At 73.6% G+C, this 17,929-nt stretch carries 16 protein-coding genes; 9 read left to right on the top strand and 7 right to left on the bottom strand.

The genetic code is table 11. The annotated features are described in order from the left end of the window. Positions 1-62 precede the first annotated feature (62 nt). A complete protein-coding gene (locus ACZ6W9_RS18030) occupies positions 63-2,147 on the bottom strand; it encodes a DUF3352 domain-containing protein (RefSeq protein WP_470118691.1) in 2,085 nt (694 codons plus the stop codon). Between the two features lie 250 nt (positions 2,148-2,397). Between ACZ6W9_RS18030 and ACZ6W9_RS18025 the strand changes: the two genes are divergently transcribed. The 6 genes from ACZ6W9_RS18025 to ACZ6W9_RS18000 all read left to right on the top strand — a co-directional run bounded on the left by ACZ6W9_RS18025 (position 2,398) and on the right by ACZ6W9_RS18000 (position 8,269). Next, the gene (locus ACZ6W9_RS18025) at positions 2,398-3,189 is read left to right on the top strand and encodes a thioesterase family protein (protein WP_389964793.1); all 792 of its coding nucleotides are present in this window, start codon (positions 2,398-2,400) and stop codon (positions 3,187-3,189) included. A gap of 241 nt (positions 3,190-3,430) precedes the next feature. Then, the gene (gene murI / locus ACZ6W9_RS18020; RefSeq protein WP_389964796.1) at positions 3,431-4,267 is read left to right on the top strand and encodes a glutamate racemase; all 837 of its coding nucleotides are present in this window, start codon (positions 3,431-3,433) and stop codon (positions 4,265-4,267) included. After that, positions 4,264-5,016 (top strand): MBL fold metallo-hydrolase, encoded by a 753-nt coding sequence (locus ACZ6W9_RS18015; RefSeq protein WP_389964799.1) that lies wholly within the window; start codon positions 4,264-4,266, stop codon positions 5,014-5,016. The genes murI and ACZ6W9_RS18015 overlap by 4 nt, the downstream gene beginning before the upstream one ends. A 4-nt stretch (positions 5,017-5,020) precedes the next feature. Next, a complete protein-coding gene (gene rph, locus ACZ6W9_RS18010) occupies positions 5,021-5,737 on the top strand; it encodes a ribonuclease PH (RefSeq protein WP_362930567.1) in 717 nt (238 codons plus the stop codon). A gap of 106 nt (positions 5,738-5,843) precedes the next feature. Beyond that, positions 5,844-6,482 (top strand): RdgB/HAM1 family non-canonical purine NTP pyrophosphatase, encoded by a 639-nt coding sequence (gene rdgB / locus ACZ6W9_RS18005; RefSeq protein WP_389965196.1) that lies wholly within the window; start codon positions 5,844-5,846, stop codon positions 6,480-6,482. A gap of 146 nt (positions 6,483-6,628) precedes the next feature. Continuing rightward, the gene (locus tag ACZ6W9_RS18000; protein WP_470118688.1) at positions 6,629-8,269 is read left to right on the top strand and encodes a molybdopterin-dependent oxidoreductase; all 1,641 of its coding nucleotides are present in this window, start codon (positions 6,629-6,631) and stop codon (positions 8,267-8,269) included. A 22-nt stretch (positions 8,270-8,291) separates the two neighbouring features. On the opposite strand, the gene ACZ6W9_RS17995 is transcribed toward ACZ6W9_RS18000, so the two are convergent. Together ACZ6W9_RS17995 and ACZ6W9_RS17990 are read right to left on the bottom strand one after the other, a co-directional pair. Continuing rightward, on the bottom strand, positions 8,292-8,564 hold the full coding sequence (locus tag ACZ6W9_RS17995; RefSeq protein ID WP_470118686.1) for a hypothetical protein: 273 nt from the start codon (positions 8,562-8,564) through the stop codon (positions 8,292-8,294). Between the two features lie 17 nt (positions 8,565-8,581). Continuing rightward, positions 8,582-8,929, bottom strand: a complete 348-nt coding sequence (locus ACZ6W9_RS17990; RefSeq protein ID WP_389964808.1) for a hypothetical protein — start codon at positions 8,927-8,929, stop codon at positions 8,582-8,584. Between the two features lie 432 nt (positions 8,930-9,361). Between ACZ6W9_RS17990 and ACZ6W9_RS17985 the strand changes: the two genes are divergently transcribed. From ACZ6W9_RS17985 to ACZ6W9_RS17975, 3 genes are read left to right on the top strand one after another with little or no spacing between them, the layout of a single operon-like run. Then, positions 9,362-10,117 (top strand): toxin glutamine deamidase domain-containing protein, encoded by a 756-nt coding sequence (locus tag ACZ6W9_RS17985; RefSeq protein WP_389964811.1) that lies wholly within the window; start codon positions 9,362-9,364, stop codon positions 10,115-10,117. 34 nt (positions 10,118-10,151) lie between these two features. After that, a complete protein-coding gene (locus ACZ6W9_RS17980) occupies positions 10,152-10,421 on the top strand; it encodes a PepSY domain-containing protein (protein WP_389964814.1) in 270 nt (89 codons plus the stop codon). A gap of 57 nt (positions 10,422-10,478) precedes the next feature. Beyond that, the gene (locus tag ACZ6W9_RS17975; RefSeq protein WP_389964817.1) at positions 10,479-11,948 is read left to right on the top strand and encodes an ATP-binding protein; all 1,470 of its coding nucleotides are present in this window, start codon (positions 10,479-10,481) and stop codon (positions 11,946-11,948) included. Between the two features lie 112 nt (positions 11,949-12,060). Here the strand turns inward: ACZ6W9_RS17975 and ACZ6W9_RS17970 are convergent, their stop codons facing one another. The 4 genes from ACZ6W9_RS17970 to ACZ6W9_RS17955 form a co-directional block, all read right to left on the bottom strand. After that, positions 12,061-14,580 carry an ABC transporter permease gene (locus ACZ6W9_RS17970; protein WP_470118683.1) on the bottom strand — a complete coding sequence of 840 codons (2,520 nt, stop codon included), beginning with the start codon at positions 14,578-14,580 and terminating at the stop codon, positions 12,061-12,063. A 4-nt stretch (positions 14,581-14,584) separates the two neighbouring features. Further along, positions 14,585-15,358 carry an ABC transporter ATP-binding protein gene (locus ACZ6W9_RS17965; protein WP_389964822.1) on the bottom strand — a complete coding sequence of 258 codons (774 nt, stop codon included), beginning with the start codon at positions 15,356-15,358 and terminating at the stop codon, positions 14,585-14,587. 282 nt (positions 15,359-15,640) lie between these two features. After that, positions 15,641-16,306 carry a response regulator gene (locus tag ACZ6W9_RS17960; protein WP_389964825.1) on the bottom strand — a complete coding sequence of 222 codons (666 nt, stop codon included), beginning with the start codon at positions 16,304-16,306 and terminating at the stop codon, positions 15,641-15,643. A 62-nt stretch (positions 16,307-16,368) separates the two neighbouring features. Then, on the bottom strand, positions 16,369-17,559 hold the full coding sequence (locus tag ACZ6W9_RS17955) for a sensor histidine kinase (RefSeq protein ID WP_389964828.1): 1,191 nt from the start codon (positions 17,557-17,559) through the stop codon (positions 16,369-16,371). Positions 17,560-17,929 lie beyond the last annotated feature (370 nt).

Raw genomic sequence — 17,929 nt, 5'->3', positions numbered from 1 at the left:
TCCCGGTCCCGGGCCTCACGTGACGGCCGGCCGTACGGCCGCCGGGCGCGAGGCGGGGCGGGTCAGTCGAACAGCACCCGCAGTGAGAAGGTCATCTCGTCGCCGGAGGCGGTGCCGCTCAGGCCCACGGCGCGCAGAGCCTGGAGGTTGGCCTTCTCCTCGCCCTGCATGCTCTTCAGGTAGAGGGGCTCGATCTTGTTGAGGTCGGCGAAGAGGGCGAAGGTCGCCTTGTCGCCGTCGGGGATGGCCTGCTTGAAGCTCTCGCTGTCGCCCAGCTCGCCGTCCTTGGACAGCGCGGTGGCGTACTCCTGGGTGCTGGCCACCGTGAACACGCCGTCGCCCGCGACCTTGCCGAGCTGCATGGGGGTGCCGGACTGGGAGAGCGCCTTCTCCAGCTTGCCGAGGACCGCCTGGGCCTTGGCCGGGTCGGTGGTGATGCGGGCGCCGACCCTGGGCTGGTTGTCGGTGAGGCCGTTGGCGTCCAGCGCGACGGTGAGGTTCTCGCCGAGCAGCGTCACCAGGTCGGCCGGGAGGGCCAGCCCGGTCTGCTGCTGGATCTGGGCGACGGACTGCTTGAGGCGTCCGCCGGCGGCCTGGTCGGCCGAATCGATGATCTTGGGCCACTGCTTGGCGACCGCGTCGCCGAGGCCGGAGATGGAGACCGCGCCGACGGTGGAGGCGGGCAGTCCGCCCATGCCGTTGGCGACCGGGTCCGCGAGGCCCTCGACCGGCTGGGCGCCGCGGGTGACGCCGGCCACTTCGGCGTAGGAGCCGTCGAAGCGGAGCGCCGCGGCGATCCGGGCGTTCTTGAGGGTGTCGAGGGCCGTGGTGTTGCTCTTGGACTCCTCGGGGAGGAACGGGATCATCCGTCCGGCGTTCACCCAGAACGACAGCACGCCGGTCTCGCCGAGCGCGCCCAGGTCGCCGGAGAAGTCGGCGTCGTCGGACAGCGGGGGCGCCTGCGCGGCCTGGTCGGCCTCCGCCTTGGTCTCGGCCACCAGCGCGTAGTCATCGCGGAAGGCGATGCCGTGCTTGTCCTCGCTCATCAGCTTGTCGATGCCGGCCTTGGCCTTGGCCTCGTCGGTGACCTGGATGGCGACCACGGGCCTCGGCTCGCCGCCGCTCTTGGCCGGCGGGAGCACCGCCACGCCGATCCGGCTGCCGAGCCACGGCTCGACGTCGGCGGCGTAGTCGACCTTGGCGAGATCGTTGCCGTCCTTCGTGAGCATCGAGTACAGCGCCTTGCGCGGGTCGTCGCCCTTGAAGGAGTCCCTGGTGTTCGAGAACTTCTGCGCGATCTGGAAGAGCGCGACCTTCTGGCCGGCGGCGGGGTCGAGGTCCAGGCGGGCGTAGACGATGGCGTTGCCGGGCAGCACGTCGTGCGGCTGGGTGCCGCCGCCGCTGAGCAGGTTGACCGCGTAGAAGCCGCCGCCGCCCACCAGGGCGGCGATCAGGACGGCGATCCCCGTGATCAGCATGCCCTTGCCGCTCCTGGGCCCCTTGCGGCGGGCCGGAGGGGACGCGGGGTGGCCGGAGCCGAGGATCTCGGTGTTCTGCCCGCCGCCGTAGGGCGGCTGCTGGCCGTAGGCCGCCTGGCCCCCGTACGGCTGGCCGCCGGAGGGCTGGCCCCCGTACTGCTGGCCGCCGTAGGGCTGCTGGCCCGCGCCGTGGGACGCCTGGTCACCGTAGGGCTGCTGGCCGCCGTACGGCTGCCCGCCGGAGGGCTGGCCCCCGTACTGCTGACCGCCGTACTGCTGGCCTCCGGACGCCTGGCCGCCGTAGGGCTGCCGGCCGTACGGCGTCTGCCCGGACGCCTGCTGCCCGTAGGACTGCTGCCCGTAGGGCTGGCCGGAGGACTGGCCGTAGGGGGGCTGCTGGTGGGCGGCCTGCTCCTGCCCGCCGTACGGCGTCTGCCCGGACGCCTGCTGCCCGTAGGGGGGCTGGCCGTAGACCTGGGTCTGGTCGTACCCGGAACCGCCCTGGGGGTGACCCGGCTGCGGCGGCTGCTGCGGGTAGCCGCCCTGCTGCGGGTGCCCCGAGGCGGGCGGTGAGACCCGCTGGGTGGCGTCGTTCCAGGGATAGGGGGACGTGCCGTCAGGCTGCCAGCCGGAGCCGGGAGGCTGGCCAGGGGGGTTGTTGGGAGACATGCTCTCTCACAATGTGGATTTAGTGGGTAAAGCGAAAATAGTGGACTTCGGTAGCCGGGCGCTTGCATTGCACTAACCGTGAGACCGCCTGTCAGGGCGGAGCCGGGGGCCGGAGCCTCTCGCGGGGGCGCGTCCCGTGCCCGGACGGTGAGGCGTCGGCGCAGGTCATGGCGGTGGTGAGAGGCCGGGGAGGCGGGACCCGCCGGGAGTCGGTACAGTGAACGCTCTAGAACAAGGTTCGGGAGCGTGGATGACGAAGTTCGACGAGGCGACGCAGGCGATCCGGGTGGACGAGGCCACCTACGACGTGTGCCTGGACGCCGGCTACTCGATCGGCGGCCCCCTCAACGGCGGCTACCTCATGGCGGTGCTGCTGCGCGCCGCGGTGGACGCCTCCCCGCACGAGCACCCCGTCAGCACCGCGGCCCAGTTCCTGCGCGCCCCCGTCCCCGGCCCCGCCCAGGTACGGCTGGAGCAGCTCAAGGCGGGCCGCACCGCGGCGATGACCCGCGCCACCCTCGTCCAGGACGGCGTCTCCTTCATCGAGGCCCTCGTGACGACGGCGACCCTCGGCGACGCCGCCCCCGACTGGACGGGCGAGCCCACGGCGGTCCTGCCGCCCGTCGAGGAGTGCGTCAGGCTGCCCGACCCCAAGCCGGAGTCGAACATGACGCTCAGCGCGCGGATGGACATGCGGTTCGACCCGCCCACCATCGGCTGGCTGCAGGGCAGGCCCACCGGCCGTCCCGAGGCCCGCGCCTACTTCCGGATGTCCGAGCCGCAGGACCCAGACCCCTACGTGCTGGCGCTGGCCGTCGACGCCCTCCCGCCCGTGGTGTTCTCCGCCGGGGCGCGCGGCTGGGCCCCCACCGTGGAGCTCACCTGGCACCTGCGCGCCCTGCCCGCGCCCGGCTGGCTCACCCTGGTCGGCGGCGGCAGGCTGATCAGCGACGGCTGGTTCGACGAGGAGGTCGAGGTCTGGGACTCCACCGGACGGCTGGTCGCCCAGTCACGGCAGCTCGCCCGGGTGGGCCGCGGCTGAACCCGGCCCGGCGGGACCCGGCCCGGCGGGATCGGGAACGTGGCGGGACCGGGGACGCGGCGGGACCGGGGACGCGGCGGGACCGGGGACGCGGCGGTGCGGGCGGTGGCCGTTCGAACCGGGCCCGGCCTGGAGCGGCCGGGACGTTCCGGGCACGGCCGGGGGAGCGCCGAAGCGGCGGACGCCGCTGTGACGATTATTACCGTGATCGGGGACCCGGGGTCCCCTAACCTTGGGAACCGTGTCCCAAGCGAGCATCGGGATCTTCGACAGCGGGGTGGGCGGTCTCACGGTGGCCCGCGCCGTCATCGACCAGCTTCCGAACGAGTCCGTCCTCTACGTGGCCGACACGGCGCGGCAGCCGTACGGGCCCAAGACCATCGCGCAGGTCCGCGCCTACGCGCTGGAGGTGATGGACCACCTCGTCGAGCACGACGTCAAGATGCTGGTGATCGCGTGCAACACCGCCAGCGCCGCGGTGCTGCGCGACGCCCGTGAGCGCTACGGCGTGCCGGTCGTCGAGGTGATCCAGCCCGCGGTGCGCCGTGCCGTACGGGCGACCCGCAACGGCCGGGTCGGGGTGATCGCCACCCGGGCCACCATCGAGTCGATGGCCTACCACGACGCCTTCGCCGCCGCCCCCGACGTGCTGCTGACCGGGGTGGCCGCGCACCGGCTGGTGGAGTTCGCCGAGCGGGGCGAGACCATGAGCGACGAGCTCATCGAGGTCGTCCGCGACTACCTCAAACCGGTGCTGGCCGACGGCTGCGACACGCTGATCCTGGGCTGCACGCACTACCCGCTGCTGGCCGGGCCGATCGCCTACGTGGCGGGGGACGGCGTCACGCTGGTCTCCAGCGCCGACGAGACCGCCAAGGACGTCTACCGGATCCTGCACGACCGGGGGCTGGCCGCGACCTCCGGCACTCCCCGGCACCGGTTCCGCACCACCGGTGACACCGGGCTCTTCGAACGGCTCGGGCGGCGGTTCCTCGGCCCGGAGATCGAGGCGGTGGAGTTCGCGGCGCTGGGCGACGGCCCCGGCGGGCGGCTCGTGGAAGCGGGGGAGGCGCCGTGAAGGTGACGATCGTCGGATGCTCGGGGAGCTTCCCCGGGCCGGACAGCCCCTCCTCCTGCTACCTGCTGGAGGCCGAGGGGTTCCGCATGCTGCTGGACTTCGGCAACGGCTCGCTGGGCGCGCTGCAGCGCCACATCGGCCTCTACGACGTGGACGCGATCTGCCTGTCCCACCTGCACGCCGACCACTGCCTCGACATGTGCTCCTACCACGTGGTGCGCACCTACTCCCCGCAGGGGCCGCACCCGAGGGTGCCGGTCCACGCGCCCGCCGACGCCCCCCGGCGGCTGGCCGGCGCCTACGGCATGCCCGACGAGCCGGGCATGGAGACCTCCTTCGACTTCGCGCCGCTGACCCCCGGCACGTTCGAGGCGGGCCCGTTCCGGGTGACGGCCGCGCCGATGAACCACCCGGTCGAGACCTACGGCTTCCGCGTCTCGTACGGCGGGCGCTCGGTGGCCTACTCCGCCGACACCGGGGAGACCGCCGAACTGGTCCGGCTGGCAGCCGACGCCGACCTGCTGCTGTGCGAGGCCAGCTTCCCCGACGTCCCGGGACTGCCCGCCGATCTGCACCTCACCGGACGCCAGGCCGCCGAGCACGCGGCCAGGGCCGGGGCGGGCACGCTGGTGCTGACCCACCTGGTGCCCTGGCACGACCCGGCCCGCATCCTCGCCGACGCCTCCCGGGCCGGTTTCCCCGGACGGATGGAACTCGCGCGGAGCGGCGCCGTCTATGACCTAGGGTGATGCCATGGCTCGTGCAGATGGACGCTCCCCTGACCAACTCCGCCCCGTCACCATCACCCGTGACTGGCTGACGCACGCCGAGGGCTCGGTGCTCGTCGAGTTCGGCGGCACCAGGGTGCTGTGCGCCGCGACCGTGCAGGACAGCGTGCCGCGCTGGCGGCGGGGCAGCGGCCAGGGCTGGGTCACCGCCGAGTACGCCATGCTGCCCCGGTCGACGAACACCCGCAACGACCGCGAGTCGGTGCGCGGCAAGATCGGCGGCCGGACGCACGAGATCTCCCGGCTGATCGGCCGCTCGCTGCGCGCCTGCGTCGACTACAAGATCCTGGGCGAGAACTCCGTCGTCATCGACTGCGACGTCCTGCAGGCCGACGGCGGCACCCGTACGGCGGCCATCACCGGCGCCTACGTCGCGCTGGCCGACGCGGTGAAGTGGATGCGCGAGCGGAAGATGTGCTCGGGCAACCCGCTGGTCGAGTCGGTCGCCGCGGTGTCCGTCGGCGTCGTCGGCGCGACTCCGCTGCTCGACCTCTGCTACACCGAGGACGTCGCCGCCGAGACCGACATGAACGTGGTGATGACCGGCTCCGGCGCGTTCGTCGAGGTCCAGGGCACCGCCGAGGGCCGGCCGTTCGACCGCGCGGCGCTGGACGAGCTGCTCGACCTCGGCGCCGCCGGGTGCGCGGAGCTGACCCGCCTGCAGAAGGAGGCCCTGGCGTGAGCGCCGGAGTCCCGTCGGCCGTGAGCCGGGGGGCGGGGAGCGACGCGGGCCACGGACCGGGGGTGCCGGCGTGAGCGCCGGAGCGGCGTCACCCGCGAACCCGGGGATGCCGGGGGTCCCGGAGGCCGCGGGCCGGGTGGTGCTGGCCACCCGCAACGCCGGGAAGATCACCGAACTGCGCCGCATCCTGGCCGAGGCCGGGGTGCCGGTCGGGATCGTCGGCCTGGAGGAGTTCCCCGAGATCGGCGACGTCCCCGAGACCGGCCTGTCCTTCGCCGAGAACGCCCTGCTCAAGGCGCACGCGGTCGCCCGCGCCTCCGGCCTGCCCGCGATCGCCGACGACTCGGGCCTGTGCGTGGACGCGCTGAACGGCATGCCCGGCATCTTCTCGGCCCGCTGGTCGGGCAGGCACGGCGACGACCTCGCCAACCTGGAGCTGCTGCTCGCGCAGGTGTCCGACGTGCCGGCCGCGCACCGGGGCGCGCACTTCGCGTGCGCCGCCGCGCTGGCCCTGCCGGACGGGCGGGAACGGGTCGCCGAGGGCGCGATGCACGGCGTGATCGTTGACGCGCCGCGCGGCACCGGCGGCTTCGGCTACGACCCGATCTTCGTGCCCGAGGGCGAGAGCCGGACGAGCGCCGAGCTGTCGGCGGCGGAGAAGGACGCCATCAGCCACCGGGGCCGCGCCTTCCGCGCCCTGGTCCCGATCCTGGTGGAGACGCTCTCCGGCGCGACGGGCTCGTAGCCGGGTCCGTGTGCGGCCGGGGCGCTCCCTCGTGGGCGGTTCCGTGCCCGGAGTCCGGGGGATGGGCCGGGCCGCAGGCACCCTGGCCGAGTCCCGTAATCGGCGCGTAAGATCCCGGCCCCGCCGCCGGGCGTAGCGTCGGAGGCATGAGGAGTGACAACCGCCTGCCCGTCTGGGCCTCGGCGCTGATCGGACTGGTGACCGGCGCGGTGGCGATCGGGGTCTCACTGCTGGCGGCGGGGCTGGTGAAGGCGTCCGCCTTCCCGGTCTTCGCGGTCGGCAACGCCGCCGTCGATCTCACCCCGGCCGGGCTGAAGGACTTCGCGATCCGGACCTTCGGTGAGAACGACAAGCCGGTCCTGCTGGCGGGCATCTTCGCCGTCATGGCCGTCCTCGCCGTCGCCGTGGGCGTCTCCGCCGCCCGGGACCTCCGGTACGGCCTGGCGGGACTGGCGGCCTTCGGGGTCGTCGGCCTGGCCGCCGTGCTGACCCGTCCCGATGCCGGCCCGGTGGATGCGATCCCCACCGTCGCCGGGGTCGCGGTGGGCGCGATCGCGCTACGGGCCCTGCTCAGACGCGCCTCCGCCGCCCGGGACGACGGCACCCGGGACGACGGCACCCGGGACGGTGACGCCCGGGACGACGGCGTCCGGGACGGCGACGCCCGTCCTGAGGAGACGGGGCCGCCGGTCATGCGGGCCGGGCGCGACCGGTACGCGGTGAACCGGCGCGGGCTGCTGACCGGCGTGCTCGGCGGCGCCGCCGTCGCCGGGGTGAGCGGCCTGGCCGGCCGGGCGCTGTCGGGCCGGTCGGAGGTGAGCGCCGCCCGGGTGGGCCTGGCGCTGCCCCGCCCGGCCGTGCCGGCGAAGCCGCTCCCGGCCGGGACGGATCTGCGGATCAGGGGCCTGACGCCGTTCGTCACCCCCAACCGCGACTTCTACCGGGTGGACACCGCGATCGTCGTGCCGCAGGTCGATCCGCGCGACTGGACGCTGCGGATCGGCGGCATGGTGGACCGGCCGGTCGAGCTCACCCTGGCCGACCTGCTCAAGCGGCCCCTGGTGGAGGGGGACGTCACACTGTGCTGCGTCTCCAACCCGGTCGGCGGTCACTACACCGGCAACGCCCGCTGGCTGGGCGCGCGGCTGGCCGACGTGCTGCGCGACGCGGGGGTGCGGAGCGGAGCCGACATGCTGCTCAGCACCTCCGCCGACGGCTGGACCTGCGGCACGCCGCTCGACGTCGTCCTCGACGGCCGCGACGCCCTGCTGGCCGTCGCCATGAACGGCGAGGCGCTCCCGGTCGACCACGGTTTCCCGGTCCGTCAGGTCGTGCCCGGCCTGTACGGGTACGTCTCGGCGACCAAGTGGGTCACCGAGATCAAGGTGACCCGCTTCGACCAGGACACGGCCTACTGGACGACCCGGGGGTGGGCGGAGAAGGGGCCGATCAAGACGCAGTCGCGCATCGACCTGCCGAGGGACGGCGGGAGCGTCCCGGCGGGCCGTACCGTGATCGCGGGTGTCGCCTGGGCGCAGCACCGGGGGGTGGACGCCGTCGAGGTGCGGGTCGACGGCGGGTCGTGGCTCCAGGCCAGGCTGGCCGAGGCGCCGACCGCCGACACCTGGCGTCAGTGGGTCGTCGACGACTGGGACGCCGTCCCGGGTCGGCACACCATCGAGGTGCGGGCCACGGACGCCACCGGCCACACCCAGACCGCCCAGCGGGCCCCGGTCACGCCCGACGGCGCCACCGGCTGGCACGCCGTCACGGTCACCGTCACCTGAGCCTTCCGGCCTCAGGCGGGCCTCACGACGGCCTGTACGAGACGGCCCGCACGGGACGGCCCAGGGCGATGACGGGACCGGTCCGGGCCGGGCCCTCGGCGCGGCGCCGGGCGCGGCACCTGCCCGAGTTCCTGGCCCGCGGGCAGGGCTTGGCGGCCTTGAACTGCGAGGTCACCGTGGAGAGCAGCCCGGCCGGCCCCGGGAGGCCGCCGAGCGTGCCCGGCGCCACCGCCGGAACGGCGAGGAGGGAGGCGAACATCGCCCCCGCCGAGAGGGCATGCTTGATCGTCGTCATGGGGTCACTCCCTGCCGTCAGTCGTTGATCCCGCCGGGACCTCCGGGACCGCCGGGCTGCAGGTTGTCGCCGTATCCGATGCCGGGCGGCTTCGGCGGCCTGCCGCGCTTCTCCTTCGGCGGGCGGGGCCGGTCCAGGCCGGGTCCGTAGGAGACCGCGGAGAAACCGCGGTGCCTGATGCACCTGCTGGCCTTGCGCCTGCTCGGGCAGGTGCCGTCGTCCCGTGTGAGGGCCGGGGCGGTGACCGGCGCGGCCCGCACGGCGGAGCCGGCCGATGCGGTCCCGGCCATGGCGGCCCCGGCCGCCGGGACGGCGAGCAGGGAGGCGAGCACCGTCCCCGTGAAGAGGGTGTGCCTGATCGTCATGGACATCACTCCGTCCGGCCCTCGGGTCCGGGTGCGGCCCGGACCGGCGAACCGCCGGGCCGCCGCCTCAACCGACGCCGTCCCGGCCTGGGAACCTCGTGTCCCACGGTAGGCACGGCGGGCCCCGGAGGTCGTCCAGGGGAGATCAAAGCCTTGCGCACGGCTTATTACCATCGAGTAACCACCTGTGACCGAAGGCATCGTTTCCATCACGGAAGGTGACATGGGCCACGCGGGGCATCGGCGCCGTCGCGCGCCGGGCCGGGGGCGCGGGTAACGCCCCGGTAGGTCGCCCCGTCGCCGTCCGGCCGCGGAACGTCCCGGTGCGCGTCCCCCGGTTCGGTCAACTCGCCCGCCGGTCTGGTCAACTCCCCCGCGCGGCAGGCGGGGCGGCCCTAGCATCGGGCCCGGACGGATGGGCGAGGGGGACGCATGACGCGGTTGTTTCTGCCCGAGGGGGTCTACAACCCCGTCGTGGCCGCGGACGGGCGGCGGTGGCGCGACTTCGAACTGGACGGCTCGCAGCCGCTCCCGGTTCCGGCCGCGCCGCCACGGGAGCCGGAGCCGGCGCGCTGGCGGCCGCTGCTGCTCGACCGGTGCCGGCCGTACGGCGTGGCGGGCGGGCTGGCGATGCCCGACCCGCAGACCCAGGAGGACGTGACGCGGGCGGTGCCGCTGACCGAACGGGGCGTGCCGCGGCGCTTCCCCGACCCGCGCGGCATGTGGATCAGGCTGGTCAACGGCTCCGGTCCCGCAGAGGACCCGTTCCGGGCGACCAACGCGGTGGACTGCGCGCTGGCGGTGCTGTCCACCTGGTACGGCGCGCCCGCGGTGGCGGCCCCCCGGCGGCCCGAGTACGACCGCGCCGGAAAGCCGCTGCTCACCGGGGAGGCCGGGGGGGTGGCCCGCGCCGAGCGGTGGCTGGGCCAGCGCTTCCGGTACGTCGGGCAGGGGCGGCAGGCCTACGTCCCGATCGCGCAGGCGCTGCTGTCCGGCGGGCACGGATCGTGCGCGGTCATCATGAACCGGTGGCCGGGCGGCGGCAGCCACGCCTGGAACGCGGTCAACTTCTCGGGCGAGGTGATCTGGATCGACGCGCAGCGGGGCCACATGTCGGTGGAGCCGCCGTACGGGTCGGTCGCCGGGGTCTTCTGCGTGGTGGTCGACGCGGAGGGGCGGCGGCTGTGAACCCCATCGATGTCATCGACGCGGAGGAGGGGCCGTGAACCTCGACCAGGCCAGGGCGATCGCCGAGGAGTACTTCAACGGCGTCCGCCGTCCCGGCTCCGCCGTGGAGATCCGGCTCCACGGCTTCGGCGGCGGCTACGTCGCCTGGGCGGCGGAGCCCGAGCCCGACGACCCCGGGGTGCTGCCCGACACCGTCGGCGGAGGCTGCGTGGTGATCGACAAGTACACCGGGGAACTCGCCATCCGGCCGCTGCTCCACCCCGAGGCGGTCGCCGAACAGTGGCCGGGCCCCCGCCTCCGATAAGATCGCTGCTTTTAGGAGTACGATACTTATAAATGTACTCCTAAAAATGGAGGGCCCGTGCGGCTGAACAAGCCTCCGGACATGTTCGACCGCGACTGGGAGTGGCGGCAGCTCACCCGCTTCGCCCGGGACGAGGGTGCGGGCGCCACCCTGGGGGTCGTCTCGGGACGTAGGAGGCAGGGCAAGTCCTTCCTCTTGGAGTCGCTCTGCGAGGCCGGCGGCGGCTTCTACTACGCGGCGACGGAAGCCGTGCCACGACAGGAGGCGCTCAGGCAGCTCGGTGACGCGGTGGCGGCCTACACCGGCGCACCGGGGACGGTCCGCTTCGGCGACTGGGCGCAGGCCGTCGACGGGCTGCTGGCCCTGGCGGCGGACCGTCCGCTCCCCGTCGTCCTCGACGAGTTCCCCTACCTGGTCAGGGAGGCCAAGGATCTTCCCTCGGTCATCCAGAAGGCGCTGTCGCCGCGTCGCGCCGAACGGCTGGCCTCCAGGGCGCGGATCCTGCTGTGCGGATCCTCGATCTCCTTCATGGGGGGCCTGCTCACCGGCGCCGCCCCGCTCCGCGGCAGGGCGGGCCTCGAACTGGTGGTGCCGACCTTCGACTTCCGGACGGCCGCCGGGTTCTGGGGCATCACCGACCACCGGCTCGCGGCCATGCTGTACTTCGTGCTCGGCGGCACGCCCGCCTACCGCACCGAGTATCTCCGAGGCGAAGCGCCGGCGAGCCTCGGCGACTTCGACGCGTGGATCGTCGAGCACGTGCTCAATCCGGCGAGCCCCCTCTTCCGTGAGGTGCGCGCTCTCCTTGCGGAGGATCCGACCCTCCGTGACACCGGCCTCTATCACACGGTTCTCGCCGCCGTGGCCGAGGGGAACGCCACCCGGGGCGGTATAGCGACCCGGATCGAGCGCAAGGCCACCGACATCTCCCACCACCTGACGGTCCTGGAGGACGCGGGTCTCCTCGTCACCGAACCGGACGCCTTCCGATCCAACAGGTCGGAGTACCGCATCACCGAGCCGCTGGTCCGCTTCTACCATGTGATCATGCGCCCGTACTGGGCGCAGCTGGAGCAGGTACGGCCCGGCCGTACCGAACGCATCTGGAAGGCGTCCGCGCCGAAGTTCCTCAGCAACGTCGCCGGGCCGGTGTTCGAGCGGATGTGTCGCGTCTGGGCGTCGAACATGGCCGCCGACGACACCTTCGGGGGCTTCCCCGCGAGGATCCTCTCGGGAGTCGTCTATGACCAGGCCACGCGCACGGGACACGAGGTCGACCTCGCCGCGTTCGACCCCGAGGGCGGATTGCTCGCCATCGGCGAGATCAAGTGGGGAGACGTCGTCGGTCTCGGCCACCTGAACAGGCTTGAGAAGATCGCCTCCTTGCTGGCCGCCCGGGGACAGGCGCCCGGAGTGCTCGTCATGTTCAGCGGAGCGGGGTTCACCGACGATCTCCGGACGGCGGCCGCCTCCGGTGACGGCCGAATCCAGTTGGTGGACCTCCGCAGGCTCTACACGGGGGAGTGAGGGAACGGCCGGGGCGCCGCCCCCGCGGACGGCCCCGGCCGTTCCCTGCGCGCACTCCGTCCGGCGCGCCGCCCGCCGCCCCTCGCGGACGCCCGGACGCGTTGGCGGCCGGTCAGCCCGTGGCGAGGGAGCCGACGATGGAGGCGCGGGCGGCCCGGCGGGCCGGCAGCACGGCGGCGACGACCCCGGCCAGGCCGGACAGCGCCACGAACGCCAGGACCTGCGTGACCGGCACCTGGAAGGCGACGTCGTCGGCCATCGTCCGCGTCGCGGCCCAGCCGAACCCGACGCCGAGCCCCACGCCGACCAGCGCGCCGATGAGCCCCAGGATCAGCGCCTCCACGGTGAGCATCCGCCGCAGCTGGGGCCGGGTCAGGCCGAGCGCCCGCAGGAGTGCCGACTCGCGGGTCCGTTCGTGGACCGACAGTGAGAGCGTGTTGGCGATGCCCAGCAGGGAGATGAGCACCGCCAGGCCCAGCAGGCCGGTGATGATCATCACCATCATGTCGAGCGACTCCTCGAACTCGCCGCGGACGTCGGCCGCGCTGGCGACCTTCGCCGTCGGGTACGGCCGCGCCGCCGCCTCGACCACCCGGCGGCCCACGTCGGCGCCGACGCCGTCCCGGGCGTTGATCATCAGCCGACTGTCGCCGACCGCGCCGAAGTAGCGGTCGAAGTCACCCGCCGGAACGGTGACCGGCGGCAGGACGCCCGAGTCGGGGTCGAAGGTGGCCACGACCCGCAGGCTCACCGTGCCGGCCTCGGCGGTCCGCACGCCGATCCGGTCGCCGGTCTTCAGCTTCAGGCTGGTGGCGACGTTCCGGTTGACGACCGCCGTCCCGGGCGTGAGCAGGGCGATCGACCCCTCGTCGAGCTTCGGCCGGAAGTCCGGCGCCGGGGTGAAGGTCCCCACCCGGAACTCGGCGCCGCGGTCCCCGACTTCGGCGATCTTCTCGCGGAACGCCGCGACCGAGGCGAGCTCGGGCCGCTTCCGGAGGCCCTCGCCCAGGGCGCGGGGCATCGTGGAGTCACGGTCCTGCGGCTGGACCAGGTAGTCCACCGGGAACTGCTCGTCGAGCCGCTCGGTGAAGGTCACCCGTATGGTGCCGGTGATGACGGCGATGAGGGTCATCAGCGTCACGCCCACGGTGAGCGCCACGGTCGTGGTGGCCGACCGGCGGGGGTTGCGGCCGGAGTTGTCCACCGCGAGCCTGCCGGGCACCCCGGCGAGCTTCGCGGGCAGCCAGCCGACCAGCGCGCCGAGCGGCCTGACGAGCACCGGGCCGATGATCAGCACGCCCAGGAAGAAGACCGTGCCGCCGCCCATGACGACGAACAGCGCGGACTCGCCGGGGCCCATGGCGACCCCGGCCGCGGTGACGCCCGCTCCGGCGAGCAGGAACAGCGCCGCCAGGGCCGTCCGGACGACGCCGGTCCGGAAGACGTGCTCCTCGGCCTGCGAACGCAGCGCCGCGATCGGCGCGACCCGCGTCGCCGTCCGGGCCGGCAGCAGCGCCGAGCCCACCGTGACGACGACGCCCAGGGCCACGGCCAGCCCGATCGTGCGCGGCGACAGCGCCGGTGCCGTGCCGGTGGGCAGCGGCGCGCCGAACGAGGTCAGCGCGGCGAGCGCTCCCAGGCTCAGGCCGTAGCCGAGCAGCAGCCCGAGGGCCGAGGAGATCAGGCCGACCACCGTCGACTCCAGCAGGACCGAGCCGAAGACCTGCCGGCGGGTGGCGCCGATGCAGCGCAGCAGCGCCATCTCCCTGGTCCGCTGGGCGACGAGGATGGTGAAGGTGTTGTAGATCACCAGGGCGGCCACGAACATCGCCACCAGGCCGAACAGCAGCAGGCCCGTCTTGAGGACCCCGGTGTCCGCGCCGTTCCGCTTCACCAGGTCGTCGGCGAACCTCTCCCCGGTCATGACCTGGTAGCCGGATCCCAGGGCGGCGGCGACCGCCGCGCGGGCCCGCTCCTGGGAGACGCCCTCGACGGCCGCGACGTCGATCTCGGTGAAGGCGCGCTGCCCGGTCATCCGCTGCGCCATGGCGGTGGTGTAGCCGACCGCGCCGGTGTAGCCGAGCTCCTGGTCGAGGCCGACGTCGAACAGGCCGACCAGCGTGAACTCGTGCCGGGCCTCGCGCGAGTCGAGCACCGTGATCCGGTCGCCGACCTTGAAGCCGCGGGTCCTGGCGGTGTTCTCGTCGAGTACGGCCTGCGCGTCGGTCCTCGGCGCCGTGCCGCTGGCGATCTCGGTGCGGTTCAGCGGGCCCTCGACGACGGAGACGCCGGAGGTCGGGTAGTCGCCGGCGGCCTTGCCGTCCTTGCCGATCAGGGCGGAGGTGCCCCGCACCAGCCCCTGGGCGTCGGCGACCCCGCCGGTGGCGCGGATCTTCTCCAGAACCGCCGCCGGGACGCGCTTCGGCTCCCGGCCGTCCGTGCCGGGGCCGGGCAGCACGGCGACGTCGATCCTGTCGGCCGCCGCGCCGAACCGCTGACCGAAGCCCGCGTCGATGGTGTCGGTGAGCACGAACGTGCCCGCGATGAAGCCCACGCCCAGCGCGATCGCCAGCGAGGTGAGCAGCAGGCGCAGCCGGTGCGCCAGCAGCCCGGCCAGTGTCGCCTTGATCATCTCCTCAGGCCTCCAGCTTCATCAGCGTGTCCAGCACGCTCTGCGGCGTCGGCCGGTGGATCTCGCTGACCAGCAGGCCGTCGCGGAGGAACACCACGCGGTCGGCGTAGGAGGCGGCCACCGGGTCATGGGTGACCATCACGATCGTCTGGCCGAGCTCGCGCACCGACGTGCGCAGGAAGGCCAGCACCTCGGCGCCGCTGCGGGAGTCGAGGTTGCCGGTCGGCTCGTCGGCGAAGATGACCTGCGGCTTGCTGATCAGCGCCCTGGCCACGGCCACCCGCTGCTGCTGGCCGCCGGACAGCTCCGCCGGGCGGTGCCCGAGCCGGTCGCGCAGGCCCACGGTCTCCACCACGCGGTCGAACAGGTCCCGGTCGGCCTGGCGTCCGGCGATGTCCAGCGGGAGCCGGATGTTCTGCTCGGCGGTCAGCGTCGGCAGCAGGTTGAACGCCTGGAAGATGAAGCCGATCCGTTCGCGGCGCAGCAGGGTGAGCCGCTTGTCGTCCAAGCCGGTCAGCTCGACGTCGCCGATGTGCACCTGTCCGTCGCTGACCGTGTCGAGGCCCGCCAGGCAGTGCATCAGCGTGGACTTCCCGGACCCGGACGGCCCCATGATCGCGGTGAAGGCGCCGGTCGCGAAGGAGACGTCCACCCCGCGCAGCGCGTGCACCGCCGCGTCCCCCCGGCCGTAGCTCTTCGTCAGCCCCTTCGCGACCACGGCGGGCGCCGCGTTCTCCCGCGCGCCCCGCGCGCCGACCTCGCCACCGGTGAGGGTCACGTCAACTCTCCTTGCGACAACAGCGTTCATTACCGGGAAAACGCTATTGCCAGGAGAAACGCCCGCCATCGGACTGCGGGACGGACCTGCCCTCCACCGGAGGGCTCGCGCGCGGCGGCCGTTTCCCACCGCCGGAGTAGCCCGGCATCGGCCGTTCGGCCGACCCGGCCCCGCGTGACCCTCCCTGTGCCCGACCGCTCCGTGCCCGACCGGCTCGTTCCTGCCTGACCCGCTCCGGCCTGACCCGCTCCGGCCTGACCCGGGCACGGACCCCGGGCGGGGTCAGCCCGCCGAGTTCGGGGTGACCAGGCCGCTCTCGTAGGCGTACACCACCACCTGCGTCCGGTCCCGCAGGCCCAGCTTGGCCAGGATCCGGCCCAGGTGCGTCTTGACCGTCGCCTCGGCCAGGACCAGCCGGCCGGCGATCTCGGCGTTCGACAGCCCCCGCGCCACCAGCACCAGCACCTCGCGCTCCCGCGCGGTGAGCCCGTTCAGCGCCGCCGGCTCCGCCGTACCCGGCGAGGGGAGGTGTACGGCGAAGCGCTCCAGCAGCCGCCGCGTCGTGCTCGGCGCCACCACCGCGTCGCCGCTGTGCACCGACCGGATCGCGCTGACGAGGTCGGCGGGCGGCACGTCCTTGAGCAGGAACCCGGCCGCGCCCGCCTTCAACGCGGCGAACGCGTACTCGTCCAGGTCGAAGGTGGTGAGGATCAGCACCCGCGGCCCGTCCGGCTCGGCGCGGATCAGCCGGGTCGCCTCCACCCCGTCCATGACGGGCATCCGCACGTCCATCAGCACGACGTCCACCCCGGTCGTCCGCGCGGCCCGGACCGCCGCGGCGCCGTCGCCCGCCTCCGCGACGACCTCGATGTCGGGCTGGGCCCCGAGCACCATGCGGAACCCCGTCCGCAGCAGCTCCTGGTCGTCCACCAGCATCACGCGGATCACGCCCCGCCCACCTTCTCGCTCGACTCTCGTCCGACCCTCGATCAGCCTTTGCTCAGTTCTGCTCAACCGGCCGCGGGCTCGCCCACCGGCAGCCGCGCCGTCACCTGGAACCCGCCACCGGGCCGGGGCCGGGCGTCGACGCTCCCGCCGAACACCGCGGCCCGCTCCCGCATGCCGACCAGGCCGTGACCGTCCGGGCTGCGGGGGGCCGCGGCGCCGCGGCCGTCGTCGGTCACCCGCAGCAGCAGCTCGCGCGCGCCGTACTCCATCTCGACCATGGCCCGCGTGCCGGGACCGCCGTGTTTGAGGGTATTGGTCAGCGCCTCCTGGACGATCCGGTACACCGTCAGCTCCTCCCCCTCGGGAAGGGCCTGGCGGTCCCCGGCGATGCGCAGGTCCACCGGCAGGCCGGAGGAGCGTACCCGCGCCACCAGGTCGTCGAGCTGGGAGAGGCCGGGCTGCGGGGTGTACTCCTCGGTGGTGTCGTCGGCCCGCAGCACGCCGACCATCCTGCGCATCTCGGCCAGGGCCCGCCGTCCGGTGGCGGAGATCGTCCTCATCGCCTCGCGGGCCGTGTCGGGGTCGCCGCCGCCCAGCGCGTAGCCGGCGCCGTCGGCCTGGACGATCATCACGCTGACGTTGTGCGCGACCACGTCGTGGAGCTCGCGGGCGATCCTGGCCCGCTCGGCCGCGGCGGCCAGCCGGGCCTGCTGGTCGCGCTCGCGCTCGGCCCGCTCGGCCCGCTCCTCCAGCCCCTCCAGGTAGCGGCGGCGGGTGCTGGTGTAGATCCCGGTGATCCAGATGGCCATGACGAACACCGAGGCGCTGGCGAAGGGCTTGCCCTCGAACTCGCCGGGGAGCCGGACGAGGGCCAGGAAGATGCCCAGTTCGGAGGTGAGCAGCGCGCCGATCGCCCAGCGCGGCGCGCGGTACGCCGCCACGCCGTACATGGCGATGAGCACGGAGAGGTTGAAGAACAGCGGCTGCACGTCGGCGAGCCACTGGGCGAAGCTGACCAGCGAGACGGTCGCGAACACCGCCAGCGGGCGGCGCCGCATCCAGAACAGGGGCGCCACCAGCGCCGTCGCGAGCGCGAGGAACCCCCAGGAACCGAGGTCCCGGCCGAGCGGGCTGACGTTCCCGGAGCGGATCTGCTCCGCGTTGACGAGCGAGAGCAGCAGGAACGGCGTCAGCCACAGGAGGCCCACGACCGCCGGGTGCCGCCGGCTCCAGGAGTGCAGTCTGCCGAACACATCCCCACGATACGTACGGGCGGATCGGTCCCCTTCCGCCTCAGGGTGGAGCGCGGTGTACGACCCAGGTAGCACATTTTGTACGGCTTACGTGTGCTTTACCGCTCCTTGGGCATCATGGTGTCCGGGAGCGCCCTCCGGGGTGAGTAAAGGGAGACCGTTGGTGATGGCGGATCACAGCGCCGGGCCGCGCGATGGTGAGGACGCACCGCGCGGCCCGGCGACTCGGGAGACGTCCGTCCGCCGGTCCGGCGACTCGGGAGAACCCGCCGGCCGGTGACGATGGGAGAGCGCGAAGCGGCCCCGGCCCCTGGGGAGGGGACCGGGGCCGTCGCGGTCACGTGACGGACGGGCCGCCACGCCGGAACCG

This window comes from Streptosporangium sp. NPDC053982 (assembly GCF_055585205.1).
This window is presented reverse-complemented; position numbering and strand designations above follow the sequence as displayed.